Raw genomic sequence first — 20,005 nt, forward strand, 5'->3', positions numbered from 1 at the left:
TCCTAGTTTGCTCTTTGATTTTTGTTGATAAAAAGAAATGCTCCTCCAAGACGGAAGAGCATTTTTTATTGTGATTTTGATTCGGTTTCAGCCGACTCTGGGTGGAGTTCTTGGTAACTTGGTGCCTTGAAAAGGTCAGTACTAGTTTTGCCTTGTCGTTGGCTAAAGAGGCTGGTTGACTGACTTCCTTTTTCTTGCTCAATCTTTTGCAGAATGGGCAAGGAATTGAGGTAAGAAATACTTTCTGTATCAACTTTTCCAAGATGATCTGCTTGGTAGAAACGGATCAAATCGCCAGTTTGAATCTGGTCGCTGATTTTCAGCTGTTGACTAGCTGCTTGACGAACAATTTCTAGTTCAGTCTGAGTTTGTTCATCAAGATTGCTGATTTCAAGACCACTTTCAGTGTAGTAGGTTCGTCCGTCGTAGCTGGTATATTTGGGTGTGACGAAGGAATTGGCAGTTCGAAAGGCAACGATTTCTTGATGGTCTGGAGACAGAAGGTCTTGCCCAACTTGAAGGAAGGAACTGGACTCAATACCAAGGAGGTGTTCGAGAGTCGGTAAGATATCGATTTGTCCACCGTAGGTATTGATGATTTGTCCTTTTTCATAGCCAGGCATGACCACCATAAAAGGCACTCGTTGCAACATGGCATTGTCGTAATTCGACCAGTTCTCAGAAGTCTTGCTAATCAAGGGTGCCAGGTCAGGATTGCGGGAGTTGGAAATACCATAATGGTCTCCGTAAATGACGATGATGGATTTTTCATAGAGGCCACTTTCTTTGAGATAGTCAAAGAAGGCTTTAATGGCACTGTCCAGATAGTTGGCTGTTTGGAAGTAGCCATTGATTGTTTCATCTTTGGTCTTAGCCAGTGGGAAACCAAGCTCATCGCCAGTCAGATTGCTAGCATAGGGATAGTGATTGGACACCGTGATATACTTGGCATAAAAAGGCTGCTGCAAATGCTCCAGATACTGAATAGAATCTTTCATCATGATTTTATCATTTAAACCATATTGGAAAGAATTGCTACTGTCTTGCTTGGTGAAGTAGGATGCATCAAAGAAGTATTGATAGCCCCATTGTTTGTAGGTCGTATTTCGGTTCCAGAAGGTCCCAATATTGCCGTGAAAGACAGCACTGGATTGGTAGCCATTTTTTGATAGGATAAAAGGCGCAGCTTGCTGGGTATTGGTACCTCCATAGTTGACCATAAAGGAACCTTGGTCAAGTCCAAACAAACCAGTCTCCAGCATGGTTTCTGCATCTGAGGTCTTACCAGCCTTGACTTGGTTAAAGATATTCGAAAAGGATAGGGTTGCTTGCGAATGGTAGAGGGAGTTGAGGAAGGGAGTGACTTCATGCTCAGTTCCATCTATGTTGAGTTTATAGTCCAGCAGGAACTGTTGGAAACTCTCCAAGTGGAGATAAATCACATTTTTCCCTTTGGCTAAGCCGAAATAGTCTGGATTAGGTTTAGCCGAATGTTCTTGAATATAATCTGTAATAGGTTGCAGGTCGGTCTCAGAGGCCTTGGCACGTTCCTTGTTGGCACTGTATGATTGGTTGGCACTATAGCCTAAAAAGGCGGGTAAACTAAGGGCGCGAACAACATAATAATTCGAAAATCCTCGCGATAGGAGATCGGGACGCTCAATTTCAGCCAAGAAAAGGTTAGCTGAAAAGAGCAGGGCAGAGAGAGCAGTGATGGCAACACTGGAGCGGAATTTGAAAGGTCTCCTATCCAGCTGGATGAATTTTTTATAGAAAAGGAAAGCCAGCAGTGGGAAATCCATAAAATAGATGAAATCCCAAAAGCGCAGTAACTCTAATTCTGCAGTACCAACAGACACCTTGCTGACCACCTTCATGGTATTAGCCGTGATAAAGTCACTAAATTCTCGATAGTAAAAGACATTAGAATAGAGCCAAATGAACAACAGGCTATAAATAGCTATACTCAGACCATAAAAGATTTTGGTTGACCGAGCATAGAGGGCTAGAGCCAGCAGGAGTAGCCCCAAGGGAAGGGGATTGAAAAAGGCGATAAAGGCAAGGTAATTTCCCTGCAACTTGCCCACTTGAATATCTAAATTAAAGTCAACGGCATAGGCTAATAAGGTTTTGAGCCAATAGAGGATTAAAAGGGTTAGGACAAAACCCAGTCTGGTACCCATGGCTTTTTGGATTTTGTTAAAATTGCTTTTCACACATTTACTTCCTAATTTTTTATTAGTATTAGTATACCATTTTTTAAAAGAAGAGTAAAAAAGCAAGGGTAGTTTCTTTTTTGAGAATTGTCTAAAAGTTTGATATAATGGTAGTTATGAATAGAATAAGAGTTAGCAAAAGGGTTGAAAAGAAGCTTGCTAAGGGGCTAGTTTTACTAGAAGCCAGTGATCTTGAGAATGTCAATCTTAAGGATCAGGAAGTAGAAGTGCAGAGTCAGGAAGGAACCTTTCTTGGAACTGCCTACCTTTCGCAGCAAAACAAGGGTTTGGGTTGGTTTATCAGTAAAGACAAGATCACCTTCAATCAAGCTTTCTTTGAAATGCTGTTTAGACAAGCTAAAGAAAAGAGAAGCGCCTACTATCAAGATGATTTGACAACTGCCTTTCGTCTCTTCAACCAAGAGGGAGATGGCTTTGGCGGTCTGACAGTGGACCTTTATGGCGACTATGCTGTCTTTTCTTGGTATAACTCTTATGTTTATCAAATTCGTAAGACTATATCAGAAGCCTTTAGACAGGTTTTTCCTGAGGTTTTAGGAGCCTATGAGAAGATACGCTTTAAGGGTTTGGACTATGAATCTGCCCATGTTTATGGTCAAGAAGCACCTGACTTTTTCACTGTTCTGGAAAATGGTGTTCTGTATCAAGTCTTTATGAATGATGGCTTGATGACAGGAATTTTCCTAGACCAGCATGAGGTTCGTGGTAGTCTGGTCGATGGCTTGGCTATGGGCAAATCCTTGCTCAATATGTTTTCCTATACAGCAGCTTTTTCAGTAGCTGCGACCATGGGAGGAGCAAGTCAGACAACTTCTGTGGACTTAGCCAAACGTTCACGAGAATTGTCTCAAGCGCATTTTCAGGCAAATGGAATCAGCACAGACGACCATCGTTTTGTGGTCATGGATGTCTTTGAATATTTCAAGTATGCCAAACGAAAAGGCTTGACCTACGATGTGATTGTCCTAGATCCGCCTAGCTTTGCTCGGAATAAAAAACAAACCTTCTCTGTGGCCAAGGATTATCACAAGTTGATTTTCCAGAGTCTTGAGATTTTAAATCCTGGAGGGATTATCATTGCCAGTACCAATGCTGCCAATGTTTCCCGTCAGAAATTTACAGAACAAATTGATAAAGGCTTTGCAGGAAGAAGTTACCAGATTTTAAATAAATACGGTCTTCCAGCAGACTTCGCCTATAATAAAAAAGATGAAAGTAGTAATTACCTCAAGGTGATTAGTATGAAGGTTAGTAAATGAAATTAATCGTTTCAGTAATGCCAAGAAGTTTAGAGGAGGCCCAGGCTCTGGATGCCACAAGGTACCTGGATGCCGACATCATTGAATGGCGTGCCGACTATCTGCCTAAAGAAGCGATTTTGCAGGTGGCTCCAGCTATTTTTGAAAAATTCGCAGGTCGTGAGTTGGTTTTCACGCTACGAACTCGCTCTGAAGGGGGAGAAATTGACCTTTCTTCAGAAGAATATATCCATTTAATCAAGGAAGTGGTGCAACTCTATCAACCAGACTATATTGATTTTGAGTACTATAGCTACAAGGATGTTTTTGAGGAAATGCTGGACTTCCCAAATCTCGTTTTGAGTTACCACAATTTCCAAGAAACACCTGAAAATATGATGGAAATCTTGTCAGAGTTGACGAGCCTAAATCCAAAACTTGTCAAGGTTGCGGTGATGGCTCATACGGAGCAGGATGTGCTAGACTTGATGAACTATACACGGGGCTTTAAAACCCTCAATCCTGAGCAGGAATATGTAACTATTTCTATGGGTAAGGTGGGCAAGGTTTCTCGTATCACTGCGGATGTGACTGGTTCGAGTTGGTCTTTTGCCAGTCTGGATGAGGCTAGTGCCCCTGGTCAGATTTCTCTAGCTAGCATGAGAAAAATCAGGGAGATTTTGGATGAAGCTTGATGGCTATACACGTTTAGCTGCAGTTGTTGCCAATCCTATTAAACATTCTATTTCTCCCTTCATCCACAATAGGGCCTTTGAGGCGACAGCTACCAATGGTGTTTATGTTGCTTGGGAGATTGAAGCGAGTGATTTGGCAGAAACAGTAGCCAATATTTGTCGCTACCAGATGTTTGGCATCAATCTGTCCATGCCCTATAAGGAGCAGGTGATTCCTTATTTGGACGGGCTGAGCGATGAGGTGCGCTTGATTGGTGCGGTCAATACGGTTGTCAATGAGAATGGGAATTTGATTGGATATAATACAGATGGCAAGGGATTCTTTAAGAGTTTGCCTTCTTTTACAATTACAGGTAAGAAGATGACCCTGCTGGGTGCAGGTGGTGCGGCCAAGTCCATTATAGCGCAAGCCATTTTGGATGGTGTCAGTCAGATTTCGGTCTTTGTTCGTTCCGTTTCTATGGAAAAAACAAGACCTCACCTAGACAAGTTACAGGAGCAGACAGGCTTTAAAGTGGACTTGTATGCTTTAGAAGATGTTTCGGAACTGCAAGCAAGGATTGCCGATTCGGGCTTACTGGTCAATGCGACTAGTGTGGGCATGGATGGTCAATCATCCCCAGTTCCAGAAAACATCAATCTGACAGAGACTCTCTTGGTCGCAGATATCATTTACCAACCCTTTGAAACGCCATTTTTGAAATGGGCTAGAAGTCAGGGCAATCCAGCAGTCAATGGTCTGGGAATGTTGCTCTATCAAGCTGCAGAAGCTTTTCAACTGTGGACAGGCAAGGAAATGCCGACAGAAGAGATTTGGCAGTCTTTAACAGAAAAATACCAATAAAGAAAGGGAGACTCTCCTATGAAAATCAGAATCGATATTCCTCATCATCCTTATGATATTCAGATTGAAAAAGGTTGTCTGGCTCAGGCTGGTCAATGGTTGCGAGAACTATGGCAACCACAAAAAGTGCTCATCGTAACAGACAACCATGTAGCTTCTCTTTATGCTGAGAAGGTCAAACTCAGCCTAGAAGATGCTGGTTTTCAGGTAGCTGTTTTTGACTTTTTAGAAGGGGAAGAAAGAAAGAATTTAACTACTGTTCAGAAAGTATATGAATTTCTAGTTAAGCAGGGGTTGACTCGTAGCGATGGAATCGTGGCTCTCGGCGGTGGTGTCGTTGGGGATCTGGCTGGTTTTGTAGCCTCTACCTATATGCGGGGTATTCACTTTGTTCAGATTCCGACCAGTTTAACTGCCCAGGTGGATTCGTCTATCGGTGGAAAGACAGGCGTTAACACTCCATTTGCAAAGAATATGGTGGGTACCTTTGCCCAACCAGATGGGGTTCTGATTGACCCGCTTGTCCTTGAAACGCTTGGAAAAAGAGAGTTGATTGAAGGGATGGGGGAGGTCATCAAGTATGGCTTGATTGAGGATCCAGAACTGTGGGCTCTTTTGACGGAGCTGGATGGTTCTGTTGAGAGCATTCTGGAACATGCAGAGACCTTGATTGAACATTCTTGTCAGGTCAAGCGCAAGATGGTAGTTGAGGATGAGTTGGACAATGGTGTTCGCCTTTACCTCAATTTTGGCCACACCATTGGTCATGCCATTGAAGCGACGGCTGGGTATGGGAAAGTCATGCATGGTGAAGCTGTTGCCATGGGAATGGTACAGATTTCCAAGGTTGCTGAGGAAAAAGGCCTCATGCCAGCTGGCATTACCCAATCTATCACAGAGATGTGTCAGAAATTCGGCTTGCCTGCTGACTATGAAAATTGGGAAGTTGACAAGCTTTATCAGGCTCTTACTCATGACAAGAAAGCGCGTGGTAACATCTTGAAATTGGTCTTGGTGCCAGAGCTTGGTTCAGCGACCATTCACCCAGTTTCTCTGGAAGAGATGAAAGACTACTTGGTAAAATAAGGAGAGTGTATGAGATATTTAACTGCAGGAGAATCACACGGACCCCGTCTGACAGCTATCATTGAGGGAATTCCAGCTGGGCTTCCTTTGACAGCTGAGGATATCAATGGCGACCTTAAACGCCGTCAGGGTGGCTACGGCCGCGGTGGTCGTATGAAAATTGAGAGCGACCAAGTTATCTTTACTTCGGGCGTTCGCCACGGGAAGACGACAGGGGCGCCTATTACCATGGATGTCGTCAATAAGGACCACCAGAAATGGCTGGACATCATGTCTGCAGAGGACATTGAAGACCGCCTTAAAAGCAAACGAAAAATCACCCATCCTCGTCCAGGTCATGCCGATTTAGTTGGGGGCATCAAGTACCGTTTTGATGATTTAAGAAATTCTTTGGAGCGTTCATCAGCTCGTGAAACCACCATGCGGGTAGCAGTGGGGGCAGTGGCCAAACGCCTCTTGGCTGAGCTGGGTATGGAGATTGCTAATCATGTCGTGGTTTTTGGTGGCAAGGAAATCGATGTTCCTGAGAATCTCACAGTCACTGAGATTAAGGAAAGAGCTGCCCAGTCTGACGTTTCTATTGTCAACCAAGAAAGAGAACAGGAAATCAAGGATTATATTGACCAAATCAAACGTGACGGTGATACCATCGGTGGGGTTGTGGAGACAGTCGTTGGAGGTGTTCCAGTTGGTCTTGGTTCCTATGTCCAATGGGACAGAAAATTGGATGCACGATTAGCCCAAGCTGTTGTCTCTATCAATGCCTTTAAAGGGGTAGAATTTGGTCTTGGATTTGAGGCTGGTTATCGTAAAGGCAGCCAGGTCATGGATGAAATTCTCTGGTCTAAAGAAGACGGCTATACTCGCCGTACCAACAATCTGGGCGGCTTTGAAGGTGGTATGACTAATGGGCAACCCATTGTTGTTCGTGGAGTGATGAAACCCATTCCTACTCTTTATAAGCCTCTCATGAGTGTGGATATTGAAACCCATGAACCCTACAAGGCAACTGTGGAGAGAAGTGATCCTACTGCTCTTCCAGCAGCAGGTGTGGTTATGGAAGCCGTTGTGGCAACGGTTCTGGTACAAGAAATCCTTGAAAAATTCTCATCAGATAATCTAGAGGAATTAAAAGAAGCAGTGGCCAAACACCGAGACTATACAAAGAACTATTAAGGAGTTCCTATGGTAAAAACAGTCTATATCGCGGGCCTTGGATTGATTGGTGCCTCTATGGCCCTTGGTATCAAACGCGATCATCCAGATTATGAAATTTTAGGTTATAATCGCAGTCAAGCTTCGAGAGATATCGCCTTGAAAGAAGGCATGATTGACCGTGCAACGGATGATTTTGCTAGTTTTGCTCCTTTGGCAGATATCATCATTCTCAGCTTGCCAATCAAACAAACCATTTCCTTTATTAAGGAGTTGGCCAACTTGAACTTGAAAGAAGGTGTCATTATTTCAGATGCTGGTTCGACCAAGTCAGCCATTGTAGATGCAGCGGAGAACTATTTGGCTGGCAAGTCGATTCGTTTTGTAGGAGCCCATCCTATGGCTGGTAGTCACAAGACAGGGGCTGCTTCTGCGGATGTCAATCTTTTTGAAAATGCCTATTATATCTTTACACCTTCGAGCCTGACAGGTCCTGATACGCTTGAGGAAATGAAGGAACTGCTTTCAGGTCTTCATGCTCGTTTTATCGAAATTGATGCCAAGGAGCATGATCGTGTCACTTCTCAGATTAGCCATTTTCCTCATATTCTGGCTTCTAGTCTCATGGAGCAGACCACGGTCTATGCTCAAGAGCATGAGATGGCAAGACGCTTTGCGGCCGGTGGTTTTCGCGATATGACTCGGATTGCGGAAAGCGAGCCAGGTATGTGGACCTCCATTCTCTTGTCCAATCGCGAGACTATCCTAGAGAGAATTGAAGATTTTAAAGAACGTTTAGATGAGGTTGGTCAGGCTATCAGCAAGGGAGATGAAGAGCAAATCTGGAACTTTTTCAATCAAGCGCGTGAGCAGCGTCAGGCCATGGAAATCCATAAGCGTGGTGGTGTGGATAGCTCTTATGACCTTTATGTCGATGTTCCCGATGAAGAAGATGTCATCTTGCGGATTTTGGAATTGCTACGAGGAACTTCCTTGGTCAATATTCATATTAACGAGGAAAACCGTGAAGATATTCACGGGATTCTACAAATTTCATTTAAAAATGCTCAAGACTTGGAACGAGCCGAGCACCTCATAACAGAAAACACAGACTACACAGTCGTCATCAAATAAGGAGAAAATCATGTCAAAAATAAAACTTAAATCAATATTTGGTATTATCTTTATTTCTTTTATCCTACTTAGTGCTTGTGCTGTTAAAAAAGATGTGAAAACTAATTCAGAAGCAAGTGTCGAGACAAAAAATGAACCATCCAAGAAAGAAACAAGTTCAGAGAAAACTAATTCAAAGTATGTAGACGATAGGATTATTAATAATTTTATTAATAGCTATAATCAAAATTCTAATAGCCCATTAGAAAATATCAAAAAAGGAAATATAAAAATAAAATATTTCGCATCAAGCTACGGATACTACTTGGAGCTTTTACATGCAAATGATACTGACAAAATCAATGTAACAATAAATCAGACAAATGAAAATAGTGAATCTGGTGTTGCAGGAATGAAAGAAGTATTTCATGATATTGTTAAATCGATTGAATCATCCTTATCTGATGATGAGATAAATAACTATTTTGATAATCTTATGTCAAATGAAATAAAAACAGGTTCTAATTTAGGAACTTTGAAGATAGAGTATATACCAGATAAGGAATTAAGCAATGGATATTCAAGAGGTCATATAAAAGTGATTGCACAATAATAAAGACCACAGAGTGACTAGTAATTTTAAAAGAAATAAATAAGGAGAAAATTATGCCAAATATTTACGATAGTGCAAACGAACTCAGTCGCGGTCTACGCGAATTACCAGAATACAAGGCTGTTAAAGCAGTTAAAGATGCGATTGCAGCAGATGCTGAGGCAAGTAAAATCTTTACAGAATATGTTGCCTTCCAAGAAGAAATTCAAAGACTAGCCCAGACAGGGCAAATGCCAGACGCATCCTTCCAAGCGAAAATGGAAGGCTTTGGTAAACAGATTCAAGGGAACAGCCTCTTGTCAGAATTCTTTACCAAGCAACAACAATTGGCCATTTACCTTTCTGACATTGAAAAAATTGTTTTCGAACCAGTTTCAGAATTGCTAAAATAAGAAAAGAACTATCCTAAAGTCAGAATTTTTAAGGAATTTCTGGCTTTTTATGATAAAATAGGTAAAAGTATTGCAAGTATGAGGTCCAGTATGAAACTAAAAACAAACATTCGCCACTTACATGGCAGTATCCGCGTTCCAGGTGACAAGTCTATCAGCCACCGTTCCATTATCTTTGGAAGTTTGGCTGAGGGTGAGACCAAGGTTTATGATATTCTGCGAGGTGAAGACGTTCTTTCGACCATGCAGGTTTTTCGTGACCTTGGTGTTGAAATTGAGGACAAAGATGGGGTTATTACCATTCAAGGTGTGGGTATGGAAGGCTTAAAAGCTCCGCAAAATGCCCTTGATATGGGAAATTCTGGTACCTCGATTCGCCTGATTTCAGGTGTCCTTGCAGGTGCAGATTTTGAAGTAGAAATGTTTGGAGACGACAGTCTTTCCAAACGTCCTATGGATCGTGTGACGATTCCTCTGAAAAAAATGGGCGTTAGCATTTCGGGACAAACTGAGCGAGACCTGCCTCCTCTTCACTTAAAAGGGACGAAAACCCTAAGACCTATTCAGTATGAGTTGCCAATTGCCTCTGCCCAAGTCAAGTCAGCCTTGATCTTTGCGGCCTTGCAGGCTCAGGGGGAGTCAGTGATTATCGAAAAAGAGTGCACCCGTAATCATACTGAAGATATGTTGCAACAATTTGGTGGCCATTTAAGTGTGGAGGGCAAGAAAATCACAGTCCAAGGGCCACAAAAATTGACAGGACAGAAGGTGGTCGTACCAGGAGATATTTCCAGTGCAGCCTTTTGGTTAGTCGCAGGTTTGATTGTTCCAAACTCTCGTCTAGTGCTGCAGAATGTGGGTATCAACGAAACGCGCACCGGTATTATTGATGTCATTCGCGCCATGGGTGGAAAATTGGAAATGACTGAAATTGACCCAGTCGCTAAATCTGCTACCTTGACTGTTGAGTCTTCAGACTTGAAAGGAACAGAGATTGGCGGTGCCTTGATTCCACGTTTGATTGATGAATTGCCCATTATCGCTCTACTTGCGACCCAAGCCCAAGGTGTAACAGTTATCAAGGATGCTGAGGAACTTAAGGTCAAGGAAACAGACCGCATTCAGGTGGTGGCAGACGCCCTGAATAGTATGGGAGCAGATATCACACCTACAGCAGATGGAATGATTATCAAAGGAAAATCCGCTCTTTACGGTGCTAGAGTCAATACGTTTGGAGACCACCGAATTGGCATGATGACAGCCATCGCAGCTCTCTTGGTTGCAGATGGAGAAGTGGAACTTGATCGGGCAGAAGCCATCAATACCAGCTATCCTAGCTTCTTTGATGATTTGGAGAACTTGACTCATGGCTAAGGTGTTACTAGGCTTTATGGGTGCTGGCAAATCGACTATTGCAAGAGGTTTAGACCCAGACTACCTTGATATGGATGCTCTGATAGAGAAGCGTTTAGGTATGTCCATTGCGGAATTTTTCGCGGAAAAGGGCGAAGCGGCCTTTCGTCAGGTAGAGTCAGAAGTCCTAGCTGATTTACTACAAACAGACCAAGTCGTGTCAACTGGAGGAGGAGTGGTTATTTCTCAGAGAAATCGTGACTTACTCAAGACTAATACAGATAACATCTACCTGAAAGCAGATTTTGAAACCCTCTACCAACGTATCGCAGCTGATAAGGATAATCAGCGCCCGCTTTTTCTAAATAATAGCAAGGAAGAACTTGCAGCTATTTTCCAAGAAAGACAGGTTTGGTATGAGGAAGTGGCTAGTCGGATTTTGGATGTGACCAAGCTAAGTCCGGAGGAAATTATAGAGGAACTAAGATGAAAATTGCTTATCTAGGTCCCAAGGGATCATTTTCACACCATGTTGTGCAGACAGCTTTTCCTAATGAGGAATTGCAGGCTTTTGCCAACATTACAGATGTCATCAAGGCTTATGAGCAAGGATTAGTGGACTATTCTGTGGTGCCAGTTGAAAACTCTATTGAGGGTAGTGTTCATGAAACCTTGGACTATCTTTTTCATCAGGCTCACATCCAAGCAGTAGCAGAAATCGTTCAGCCTATTCATCAGCAGTTGATGGTGGTTCCAGGCCATACTAAGATTGAAAAGATTTTTTCACATCCACAGGCCTTGGCTCAAGGAAAGAAATTCATCGATGAACAATATCCAGAGGCTCAAATCGAGGTAACAGCTAGTACAGCTTATGCGGCCCGTTTTATTTCCGAACATCCAGACCAGCCCTTTGCAGCAGTTGCACCTAGAAGTTCTGCTGAAGAATATGGATTGGAACTGATTGCCGAGGATATTCAGGAAATGGAAGCCAATTTCACACGTTTCTGGGTTCTGGGAGCTGAAGGTGCAGCTATTCCCTTGCAAGCACAAACTGAAAAAATGAGTTTGGCCTTGACATTACCTGACAACCTTCCAGGTGCACTTTATAAGGCCCTGTCGACCTTTGCTTGGCGAGGAATTGACTTGACAAAAATTGAAAGTCGTCCACTCAAGACAGCGCTAGGCGAATACTTTTTCATTATCGATGTGGACTATACTGATAAGGACTTGGTTCACTTTGCCCAAAAAGAACTAGAAGCCATCGGAATCCAGTATAAAGTTCTGGGTGCCTATCCTATTTATCCAATATCAGACCATGGAAAGGAGAGAAGATGAGTAAAGAAAATCCTCTCAGTCATCATGAAAAATTACGTTATGATTATTTGCTAAAAAATATTCACTATCTCAATGAGAGAGAAAAAAATGAGTTTGCCTATTTGCAAGAAAAGATAACTCTTGCTAGGGTAAATAGTAGTTCCAGCTTGGAACAAGAAAGAGAAGAGCAGGTTGACTTACCAAGCTATGCGAACCGGAGTCGCTCACAATCCAAATCACAAGCACTCTCTTCCCCTCCCAAAAAGAAAAGACGGAAGCTCCGTCTTAAACGCATTTTTATGGTGATTTTTTCACTTTTGGTCTGTGTGGCTTTAGCCATGGTATTCATGTTTTTACGTGGTTACCAAGATGCTAGTGCAAAGAAAACTGCTGATGCTAAGGCAGCACAGGTTCAAGTCTTTAATGGTCAGGACACTAGAGACGGGGTTAATATTTTGATCATGGGGACGGATGGTCGAATCGGCCAAAACAGTGCTGAGACGCGGACGGACTCTATTATGGTATTAAATGTTGGCGGCTCAGATAAGAAAATGAAGTTGGTCAGCTTCATGCGTGATAATTTGGTCTATATAGATGGTTATAGTCAAGTCATTAACGGTAGAAAACAGACGGATAACAAGTTAAACGTAGCCTATGAGTTAGGAGAACAAGAGGGGCAAAAAGGGGCAGAAATGGTTCGCCAAGTCCTGAAAGATAATTTTGACTTGGACATTAAGTACTATGCCTTGGTCGATTTTCAGGCCTTTGCAACAGCGATTGACACACTTTTCCCTGATGGGGTGACAATTGATGCTCAATTTTCAACATTGAATGGGCGCCCACTAACAGAAGCTACAGTCGGAGATGATTTACACGCTACTGAGACTGAGTCTCCAACCCAAACCATCAAAGTCGGAAAACAGCAGATGAACGGTTCAACCTTGCTCAATTATGCTCGTTTCCGTGATGACGATGAGGCGGATTACGGCCGTACAAAAAGACAGCAACAAGTTTTAACAGCAATTTTAGAGCAAATTAAAGATCCCACTAAACTTTTCACTGGTTCTGAAGCTCTTGGAAAGGTTTTTGCTATGACCTCAACCAACGTACCCTATACTTTCCTCCTAACAAACGGTTTATCTGTTTTGGATGGAGCAAAAAATGGTATTGAAAAATTGACGATTCCAGAACTGGGTGACTGGGTAGATGCCTATGATGTTTATGGAGGCTTGGGCTTGCTGGTTGATCAAAACAAATATCAAACCAAGCTCGCTCAAATGGGCTTGAGATAAGATAATACTCAATGAAAATCAAAGTGCAAACTAGGAAGCTAGCCGNNATACCTACGGCAAGGTGAAGCTGACGTGGTTTGAAGAGATTTTCGAAGAGTATAAGACAGAAAAATCAAAGTTTGATAGCTATTTGGATAGCAGTCAGGCTTTGATTTTTTACAGTCTGCAATAGATTTTCACCCCTTGTTTGTGGTATAATGAAACGATACGATAGAAAGAATAATGAACAATATGACTGATTTAAAAGCAATTCAGGCTCGTAGTCTGGAGATGGCTGAATATTTTGTGGCCTTTTGTAAAGAACATGATTTGCTCTGTTATCTCTGTGGCGGAGGCGCTATTGGTGCCCTTCGAAACAAGGGATTTATTCCTTGGGACGACGACCTAGACTTTTTTATGCCTCGTAAAGATTATGAGAAATTAGCAGAATTATGGCCTCGTTATGCAGATGAACGTTATTTCTTGTCAAAGAGTCACAAGGATTTTGTTGATCGTAATCTTTTTATTACCATTCGTGACAAGAAAACCACCTGTATCAAGCCTTATCAGCAGGATTTGGATTTGCCACATGGTCTGGCCTTGGATGTTTTGCCTTTGGATTATTATCCGAAAAATCCAGCTGAGCGGAAAAAACAGGTTCGTTGGGCCTTGATTTATTCACTCTTTTGTGCGCAAACTATTCCAGAAAAGCATGGTGCTCTCATGAAATGGGGAAGTTGCATTTTACTGGGTTTGACTCCAAAATCTCTCCGTTATCGCATCTGGAAAAAAGCTGAGAAAGAAATGACTAAGTATGATTTGGCTGATTGTGATGGCATTACAGAATTATGCTCAGGTCCTGGCTACATGAGAAACAAGTACCCAATCACATCTTTTGAAGACAATCTTTTCTTGCCATTTGAAGGAACAGAGATGCCTATTCCAATCGGCTATGATGTCTATCTCAGAACTGCTTTTGGGGATTATATGACGCCTCCACCAGCAGATAAGCAGCTACCGCATCATGATGCTGTCATCGCTGATATGGATAAGTCTTATACAGAATACAAGGGAGAATATGGTGGCTAAGAAAAAAATCTTATTTTTTATGTGGTCTTTTTCTCTCGGAGGCGGTGCAGAAAAGATTCTGTCTACCATTGTTTCAAATCTGGATCCAGAAAAGTATGATATTGATATTCTTGAAATGGAGCACTTTGACAAGGGATACGAATCTGTTCCCAAGCATGTAGGCATTTTAAAATCTCTTCAAGATTATCGCCGAGCTAGATGGTTACGAGCTTTTTTGTGGAGAATGAGAATTTATTTTCCAAGGCTGACTCGTCGCTTGCTTGTAAAAGATGACTATGATGTTGAAGTTTCCTTTACCATTATGAATCCACCACTGTTGTTCTCTAAAAGAAAAGAAGTCAAGAAAATCTCTTGGATTCATGGAAGTATCGAAGAATTTCTTAAGGATAGCTCCAAAAGAGAATCACATAGACGCCAGTTGGATGCTGCGAATACCATTGTAGGAATTTCAAAAAAGACCAGCAATTCTATCAAGGAAGTCTATCCAGATTATGCTTCTAAATTACAGACAGTCTACAATGGATATGATTTTAAGACTATTTTAGAAAAATCTCAAGAGAAGATCGATATCGAGATTGCTCCTCAAAGTATCTGTACCATCGGACGGATTGAGGAAAATAAGGGTTCTGACCGTGTGGTGGAAGTGATACGGTTATTGCACCAAGAGGGGAAAAACTATCATCTCTATTTTATCGGGGCTGGTGATATGGAAGAGGAACTGAAAAAACGAGTTAAAGAGTATGAGCTTGAAGACTATGTGCATTTCCTTGGTTATCAAAAAAATCCATACCAGTATTTGTCTCAGATGAAGATCCTCTTGTCTATGTCTAAACAAGAAGGTTTTCCTGGTGTTTATGTGGAATCCTTGAGCCTTGGAATCCCTTTTGTCTCTACGGATGTCGGAGGGGCTGAGGAATTATCCCAAGAAGGACGATTTGGACAAATCATTGAGAGCAATCAAGAGGCAGCTAAGGCAATTACGAACTACATGACCTCTACCTCAAACTTCGATGTCAATGAGGCTAGCCAATTCATTCAACAATTTACAATTGCCAAACAAATCGAACAAGTAGAAAAACTATTAGAGGAGTAGCATGGAAACTGCATTAATTAGTGTCATTGTGCCAGTCTATAATGTGGCGCAGTACCTAGAAAAATCGATAGCTTCCATTCAGAAGCAGACTTATCAAAATCTGGAAATCATTCTTGTTGATGATGGAGCAACGGATGAAAGTGGTCGCTTGTGTGATTCAATCGCTGAACTAGATGATAGGGTGTCAGTGCTTCATAAAAAGAATGAAGGTTTGTCACAAGCACGAAATGATGGAATGAAGCAGGCTCACGGAGATTATCTGATTTTTATTGACTCAGATGATTATATCCATCCAGAAATGATTCAGAGCTTATATGAGCAATTAATTCAAGAAGATGCGGATGTTTCAAGCTGTGGTGTCATGAATGTCTATGCTAATGATGAAAGCCCACAGTCAGCCAATCAGGATGACTATTTTGTCTGTGATTCTCAAACATTTCTAAAGGAATACCTCATAGGTGAAAAAATACCTGGAACGATCTGCAATAAGCTAATCAAGAGAGAGATTGCAACTGCCCTATCCTTTCCAAAGGGATTGATTTACGAAGATGCCTATTATCATTTTGATTTAATCAAGTTGGCCAAGAAGTACGTGGTTAATACCAAACCCTATTATTACTATTTCCATAGAGGGGATAGCATTACGACCAAACCCTATGCAGAGAAGGATTTAGCCTATATTGATATCTACCAAAAGTTTTATAATGAAGTTATGAAAAACTATCCTGATTTGAAAGAGGTTGCTTTTTTCAGATTGGCCTATGCCCACTTCTTTATTCTGGATAAGATGTTGCTAGATGATCAGTATAAACAGTTTGAAGCCTATTCTCAGATTCATCGTTTTTTAAAAGGCCATGCCTTTACTATTGCTAGGAATCCAATTTTCCGTAAGGGGAGAAGAATTAGTGCTTTGGCTCTATTCATAAATATTTCCTTATATCGATTTTTATTACTGAAAAATATTGAAAAATCTAAAAAATTACATTAGAACGGGGGTGAGCAAGTGATTGATGGAAAACGATTATTATTTAGTTTGACCATAGTCAGCTATGCTTTGACACTAGTAAGTGGAATTGTGTATCTGTTTAATAATAACAATGTTAGCTTGCTTTCTACTTTATTGTTCTTACTGGTTAGTAGCTTAATTGCTTGTTGGAATGATATCAAGTATTACTTAATCCATTTTATTTTCTTTTTAACTATTTTTGTCTTTCTGGTATCAAGACCGACCATTGATTACTTTAGGGATGGCGCCCTGGATACCTATCATCCCATAGCCTATCGTTTTGCCTTTGTAGTCGTCATGGTTTCGATTCTGGGCTTGACCACAGGAGGCGTCCTGGCTCGTTACTTCATAGCTAGGAAGAAAATAAAAGTAGCAAATATAGGAAATTCTCTAAAAAAGGTTTATATCAAGCGGTTACGCTTTGTTTCGCTAGGAGTTTTTCTTCTCACCTATCCTTTCTATTTCATTAGATTATTCGAACGGCTCTTGTATCGTTTGCAGACTTCCTACTATGCCTACTATGCAAATTTTGAAAGTAAACTGCCTTATTTTACCTACATTTTGTCTACCTTTACGGTCTACGCAATGTGTATGTATCTGGCAACCAAGCCAAAGAAATGGCAGGCCACAGTAGTGCTTGTCTCCTTTATTGCAGCTAATACCATTCATTTGGCAATCGGGACACGAAATCCCTTTATTTTAAGTATTCTATTTGCTTTTGTTTATTACTTTATGCGGGAGCAAACAGAAAAGGGAAAATGGATTGGGTTTAAAGAAAAGTTAGCGATTTTTGTAGGTTCTCCTATTCTCATGTTAGCGATGGGAGTGCTCAATTATGTACGGGATAATGTTCAAGTTTCCCATACAGGTTTCTGGGATATCCTGCTTGACTTTATCTATAAACAAGGGACTAGTTTTGGAGTTCTGGCTCGAGGTTTTCTATTTAACAGTAGCCTACCTTACAGAGATTTCCGTAATTTTACTTTTGGTCCTGTTCTTGATTATTTTGCAAGGGGAAGTTTGGGGGCCATTTTCGGAGGAAAAGCCTTTGAGCATACAACCAATAGTGTAGAGCTAGCTATTGATAGTAATAGTTATGCCCACAATCTATCCTATCTTGTTTTGAACAAGGAATATTTGAAAGGACATGGTATCGGAAGTAGTTATATCATGGAGTTGTATACAGACTATGGTATGATAGGAGTCTTTCTACTTAGTCTCTTGCTAGGTATGTTATTCATAGCCATGCTGCAAGTAGCCTATCGTTCAAAAACAATCCTATTTGCCTTGTCTTTACTCATCTTGAATAATCTATTCTTTATGCCTAGAAGTAGCTTTTCAGAAAGTTTCTTCAATTTATTTACAATGCAATTCTGGGGAATTGTTCTTGTGATGATATTCGTAGCAAAAATACTTACAAAAGAAAACCAGTATCTACTAAACAAAGGAGAAAAAAATCATGTTTGAACATTATTCAGTAGCTGATTTATTTGCAAATCTATACAAAAAACGAAAAGCAAATATTCTAGCTCTCATCGCTTTATTTGCTCTCATTGCTGTACCATTTACAATTAAAGCAGTTAGGAATAAAAACACTGTCAAAGATACAACAAGTTATTCAACTTATCTTATCTATAAAATCACTCCTCCAGAAGATTCGGCCAAAACGATTTTGAATCATCAAATTGGTGGTTATAGTGATTTTTATGGGAAATTGATTGATGGTAATTTGAATGGAGCTTATCTTTTCAATGATGTAGAACCCAGTGAGTTGAAAAAAATTGCCAGTGAATTAGACACGACCGAAACAACCTTGAAAAATTCAACGAATGACTATTGGTGGAAAAAATTGACCGTCTACTATATGATTGACGATGCAGGGGTTGGTGTGAAAATTTTGACATCAAGTAAAGATGCCAATGACTTGTTAGAGCGAAAAATTGATGGGTTGATTGAGAAATTTAAACATGCCTATGCAAATGTGAAAATTGAAAAACTGGAAACCATCAACTCTAAAGAATTGAACGCAAATGGTGAAACAGCGCTTGGCTTAAATGTGAAAAATCTGATTCTTCGTTTAGTTGTTATTGGAGTGGTTTGTGTGATTTTGGTTGTGATGGGAAATGTGTTAGTTTATCTCTTTAATCCAACAATCAATAGAGTAGGTGATTTTTCTCAGTATCAAATTGATTTTGTAACAGAGATTACAACAATTGCTAACCTAGCAGATGTTTTGTCATACAAAAATACTGGACAGGAATTGACCATCGTTAGCTCAAATAAAGCTATCCTAGATAAATTGAAACAGAGTCAAGAGGCTTTAAAAGGAATGCATTTTGTAGATTTACAGGATGTATCATCTCTTTTGGAAAGAGATACAGTCCTTCTTGTTGAAGAGTACGGAGTGACTCGTTATAAGAAATTTGAACAAAGTCTTCAAATTCTTAGAAACTTAAATCGTTCTATCCTCGGTGTAGCAACCTTTAAACTATAAGCTTTCTGATGTATTAGGTCTTCAAAGTCGAACAAGAAGTTTGATTTTGAAGGCTTTTTCTATCTGTCTGCAGAAATTTTCTTTTGGAGTCTCCTATAGAAAGACCCTAGGGAAAATCTATCCGTATAGAGGAGCCTTCTTTTGATAAAATCGTAAAAATCTAGTATAATAGATAGAACTGAAAGTATGAGGTTACTAGCAATGAAAATGAAACAAATTAGTGATACAACTTTAAAAATCACGATGTCTTTAGAGGATTTGATGGATCGTGGAATGGAGATTGCTGACTTTCTCGTTCCTCAAGAAAAAACAGAAGAGTTCTTTTATGCTATCTTGGATGAGCTAGAGATGCCTGATAGCTTTCTGGATACAGGCATGTTGAGCTTCCGTGTGACTCCAAAACCTGATAAGGTAGATGTCTTTGTGACCAAGTCAAAGATTGACCAAAATCTAGATTTTGAAGACTTATCGGATTTGCCAGATATGGAAGAATTGGCTCAAATGTCTCCAGATGAATTTATCAAAACCCTGGAAAAAAGCATCGCAGACAAAACCAAGGATGATATCGAAGCCATTCAATCTCTTGAGCAAGTTGAAGCCAAGGAAGAAGAGCAAGAGCAAGCTGAACAAGAAGCTGAGAGTAAGAAAGAACCTTACATCTACTACATCCTTTCTTTTGCTAAGTTGGCTGACTTGGTAGCTTTTGCCAAGACAGTGACTTTTGAAATGGAAACTTCTGAACTCTACAAAATGAACGAGCGCTATTATTTGACCATTTTAGTGGATATTGAAAATCATCCAAGCCCATATCCAGCTTGGCTGTTGGCCCGTATGCGCGAGTTTGCAGACGATAGTGATATCAGTCGCTCAGTCTTACAAGAGTATGGTCAAGTCTTGATGAGTCACGATGCAGTGCTCAATCTGCAAAAAATCGGCTAATCCTTTCTGGAAAGCTATTTTCAGATTTTAAGAAGAGCGAATCGTCTGATTCGTTTTTTCTTATGGCTTCAAG

19 protein-coding genes are annotated in these 20,005 nt (G+C 40.8%); 18 read left to right on the forward strand and 1 reads right to left on the reverse strand.

Features of this window, described 5'->3' with window-relative positions:
• Positions 1-65: 65 nt before the first annotated feature.
• The gene (locus HT719_RS09145) at positions 66-2,183 is read right to left on the reverse strand and encodes an LTA synthase family protein (RefSeq protein ID WP_172928979.1); all 2,118 of its coding nucleotides are present in this window, start codon (positions 2,181-2,183) and stop codon (positions 66-68) included.
• Positions 2,184-2,332: 149 nt separating this feature from the next.
• Between HT719_RS09145 and HT719_RS09150 the strand changes: the two genes are divergently transcribed.
• The 18 genes from HT719_RS09150 (at position 2,333) to mecA (ending at position 19,932) form a co-directional block, all read left to right on the forward strand.
• Positions 2,333-3,496, forward strand: a complete 1,164-nt coding sequence (locus HT719_RS09150; protein WP_172928970.1) for a class I SAM-dependent rRNA methyltransferase — start codon at positions 2,333-2,335, stop codon at positions 3,494-3,496.
• Positions 3,493-4,170, forward strand: a complete 678-nt coding sequence (aroD, locus tag HT719_RS09155) for a type I 3-dehydroquinate dehydratase (protein ID WP_023939767.1) — start codon at positions 3,493-3,495, stop codon at positions 4,168-4,170. Before HT719_RS09150 ends, aroD begins: the two co-directional genes overlap by 4 nt.
• Positions 4,160-5,014: a shikimate dehydrogenase gene (locus HT719_RS09160; protein WP_100104369.1), complete on the forward strand. Its 855-nt coding sequence runs from the start codon at positions 4,160-4,162 to the stop codon at positions 5,012-5,014. The genes aroD and HT719_RS09160 overlap by 11 nt, the downstream gene beginning before the upstream one ends.
• An 18-nt stretch (positions 5,015-5,032) precedes the next feature.
• Positions 5,033-6,100, forward strand: a complete 1,068-nt coding sequence (gene aroB, locus HT719_RS09165) for a 3-dehydroquinate synthase (RefSeq protein ID WP_100104368.1) — start codon at positions 5,033-5,035, stop codon at positions 6,098-6,100.
• A 9-nt stretch (positions 6,101-6,109) separates the two neighbouring features.
• Positions 6,110-7,276 carry a chorismate synthase gene (gene aroC / locus HT719_RS09170; protein WP_100104367.1) on the forward strand — a complete coding sequence of 389 codons (1,167 nt, stop codon included), beginning with the start codon at positions 6,110-6,112 and terminating at the stop codon, positions 7,274-7,276.
• 9 nt (positions 7,277-7,285) lie between these two features.
• Positions 7,286-8,389, forward strand: a complete 1,104-nt coding sequence (locus tag HT719_RS09175; protein ID WP_100104366.1) for a prephenate dehydrogenase — start codon at positions 7,286-7,288, stop codon at positions 8,387-8,389.
• Between the two features lie 10 nt (positions 8,390-8,399).
• A complete protein-coding gene (locus HT719_RS09180) occupies positions 8,400-8,981 on the forward strand; it encodes a hypothetical protein (RefSeq protein ID WP_100104365.1) in 582 nt (193 codons plus the stop codon).
• 53 nt (positions 8,982-9,034) lie between these two features.
• Positions 9,035-9,373, forward strand: coding sequence for a YlbF/YmcA family competence regulator (locus HT719_RS09185; protein WP_172928972.1), 339 nt, complete (start codon positions 9,035-9,037; stop codon positions 9,371-9,373).
• Between the two features lie 90 nt (positions 9,374-9,463).
• Positions 9,464-10,747, forward strand: coding sequence for a 3-phosphoshikimate 1-carboxyvinyltransferase (aroA, locus tag HT719_RS09190; protein WP_000769893.1), 1,284 nt, complete (start codon positions 9,464-9,466; stop codon positions 10,745-10,747).
• Positions 10,740-11,216 (forward strand): shikimate kinase, encoded by a 477-nt coding sequence (locus HT719_RS09195; RefSeq protein WP_023939772.1) that lies wholly within the window; start codon positions 10,740-10,742, stop codon positions 11,214-11,216. The genes aroA and HT719_RS09195 overlap by 8 nt, the downstream gene beginning before the upstream one ends.
• Positions 11,213-12,061 carry a prephenate dehydratase gene (gene pheA / locus HT719_RS09200; RefSeq protein WP_023939774.1) on the forward strand — a complete coding sequence of 283 codons (849 nt, stop codon included), beginning with the start codon at positions 11,213-11,215 and terminating at the stop codon, positions 12,059-12,061. The genes HT719_RS09195 and pheA overlap by 4 nt, the downstream gene beginning before the upstream one ends.
• Positions 12,058-13,332 (forward strand): polyisoprenyl-teichoic acid--peptidoglycan teichoic acid transferase Psr, encoded by a 1,275-nt coding sequence (psr, locus tag HT719_RS09205; protein ID WP_023939776.1) that lies wholly within the window; start codon positions 12,058-12,060, stop codon positions 13,330-13,332. The genes pheA and psr overlap by 4 nt, the downstream gene beginning before the upstream one ends.
• Before the next feature lie 222 nt (positions 13,333-13,554).
• Positions 13,555-14,400, forward strand: coding sequence for a phosphorylcholine transferase LicD (locus HT719_RS09210; RefSeq protein WP_119948158.1), 846 nt, complete (start codon positions 13,555-13,557; stop codon positions 14,398-14,400).
• Complete coding sequence (locus HT719_RS09215) at positions 14,390-15,493, forward strand: glycosyltransferase (protein ID WP_172928973.1); 1,104 nt, start codon at positions 14,390-14,392, stop codon at positions 15,491-15,493. Before HT719_RS09210 ends, HT719_RS09215 begins: the two co-directional genes overlap by 11 nt.
• 1 nt (position 15,494) lies before the next feature.
• Complete coding sequence (locus HT719_RS09220; protein WP_050261719.1) at positions 15,495-16,481, forward strand: glycosyltransferase family 2 protein; 987 nt, start codon at positions 15,495-15,497, stop codon at positions 16,479-16,481.
• Between the two features lie 15 nt (positions 16,482-16,496).
• On the forward strand, positions 16,497-17,966 hold the full coding sequence (locus HT719_RS09225) for an O-antigen polysaccharide polymerase Wzy (RefSeq protein ID WP_172928975.1): 1,470 nt from the start codon (positions 16,497-16,499) through the stop codon (positions 17,964-17,966).
• Positions 17,959-18,993 carry a prephenate dehydratase gene (locus HT719_RS09230; RefSeq protein ID WP_172928977.1) on the forward strand — a complete coding sequence of 345 codons (1,035 nt, stop codon included), beginning with the start codon at positions 17,959-17,961 and terminating at the stop codon, positions 18,991-18,993. The genes HT719_RS09225 and HT719_RS09230 overlap by 8 nt, the downstream gene beginning before the upstream one ends.
• 201 nt (positions 18,994-19,194) lie before the next feature.
• Positions 19,195-19,932: an adaptor protein MecA gene (mecA, locus tag HT719_RS09235; RefSeq protein ID WP_000782676.1), complete on the forward strand. Its 738-nt coding sequence runs from the start codon at positions 19,195-19,197 to the stop codon at positions 19,930-19,932.
• Positions 19,933-20,005 lie beyond the last annotated feature (73 nt).

Source organism: Streptococcus sp. k-378 (assembly GCF_013277505.1).
Lineage (GTDB): Bacteria > Bacillota > Bacilli > Lactobacillales > Streptococcaceae > Streptococcus > Streptococcus pseudopneumoniae.

Excerpts from the sequence above, each read along its gene's own strand:
- aroA (WP_000769893.1), top strand. The coding sequence starts at position 9,464 with ATGAAACTAAAAACAAACATTCGCCACTTACATGGCAGTATCCGCGTT.
- HT719_RS09185 (WP_172928972.1), top strand. The coding sequence starts at position 9,035 with ATGCCAAATATTTACGATAGTGCAAACGAACTCAGTCGCGGTCTACGC.
- psr (WP_023939776.1), top strand. The coding sequence starts at position 12,058 with ATGAGTAAAGAAAATCCTCTCAGTCATCATGAAAAATTACGTTATGAT.
- mecA (WP_000782676.1), top strand. The coding sequence starts at position 19,195 with ATGAAAATGAAACAAATTAGTGATACAACTTTAAAAATCACGATGTCT.
- HT719_RS09195 (WP_023939772.1), top strand. The coding sequence starts at position 10,740 with ATGGCTAAGGTGTTACTAGGCTTTATGGGTGCTGGCAAATCGACTATT.
- HT719_RS09145 (WP_172928979.1), bottom strand. The coding sequence starts at position 2,183 with ATGGGTACCAGACTGGGTTTTGTCCTAACCCTTTTAATCCTCTATTGG.
- HT719_RS09160 (WP_100104369.1), top strand. The coding sequence starts at position 4,160 with ATGAAGCTTGATGGCTATACACGTTTAGCTGCAGTTGTTGCCAATCCT.
- HT719_RS09220 (WP_050261719.1), top strand. The coding sequence starts at position 15,495 with ATGGAAACTGCATTAATTAGTGTCATTGTGCCAGTCTATAATGTGGCG.
- HT719_RS09230 (WP_172928977.1), top strand. The coding sequence starts at position 17,959 with ATGTTTGAACATTATTCAGTAGCTGATTTATTTGCAAATCTATACAAA.
- HT719_RS09210 (WP_119948158.1), top strand. The coding sequence starts at position 13,555 with ATGAACAATATGACTGATTTAAAAGCAATTCAGGCTCGTAGTCTGGAG.
- HT719_RS09180 (WP_100104365.1), top strand. The coding sequence starts at position 8,400 with ATGTCAAAAATAAAACTTAAATCAATATTTGGTATTATCTTTATTTCT.
- aroC (WP_100104367.1), top strand. The coding sequence starts at position 6,110 with ATGAGATATTTAACTGCAGGAGAATCACACGGACCCCGTCTGACAGCT.
- aroD (WP_023939767.1), top strand. The coding sequence starts at position 3,493 with ATGAAATTAATCGTTTCAGTAATGCCAAGAAGTTTAGAGGAGGCCCAG.
- pheA (WP_023939774.1), top strand. The coding sequence starts at position 11,213 with ATGAAAATTGCTTATCTAGGTCCCAAGGGATCATTTTCACACCATGTT.
- aroB (WP_100104368.1), top strand. The coding sequence starts at position 5,033 with ATGAAAATCAGAATCGATATTCCTCATCATCCTTATGATATTCAGATT.
- HT719_RS09175 (WP_100104366.1), top strand. The coding sequence starts at position 7,286 with ATGGTAAAAACAGTCTATATCGCGGGCCTTGGATTGATTGGTGCCTCT.
- HT719_RS09215 (WP_172928973.1), top strand. The coding sequence starts at position 14,390 with ATGGTGGCTAAGAAAAAAATCTTATTTTTTATGTGGTCTTTTTCTCTC.
- HT719_RS09150 (WP_172928970.1), top strand. The coding sequence starts at position 2,333 with ATGAATAGAATAAGAGTTAGCAAAAGGGTTGAAAAGAAGCTTGCTAAG.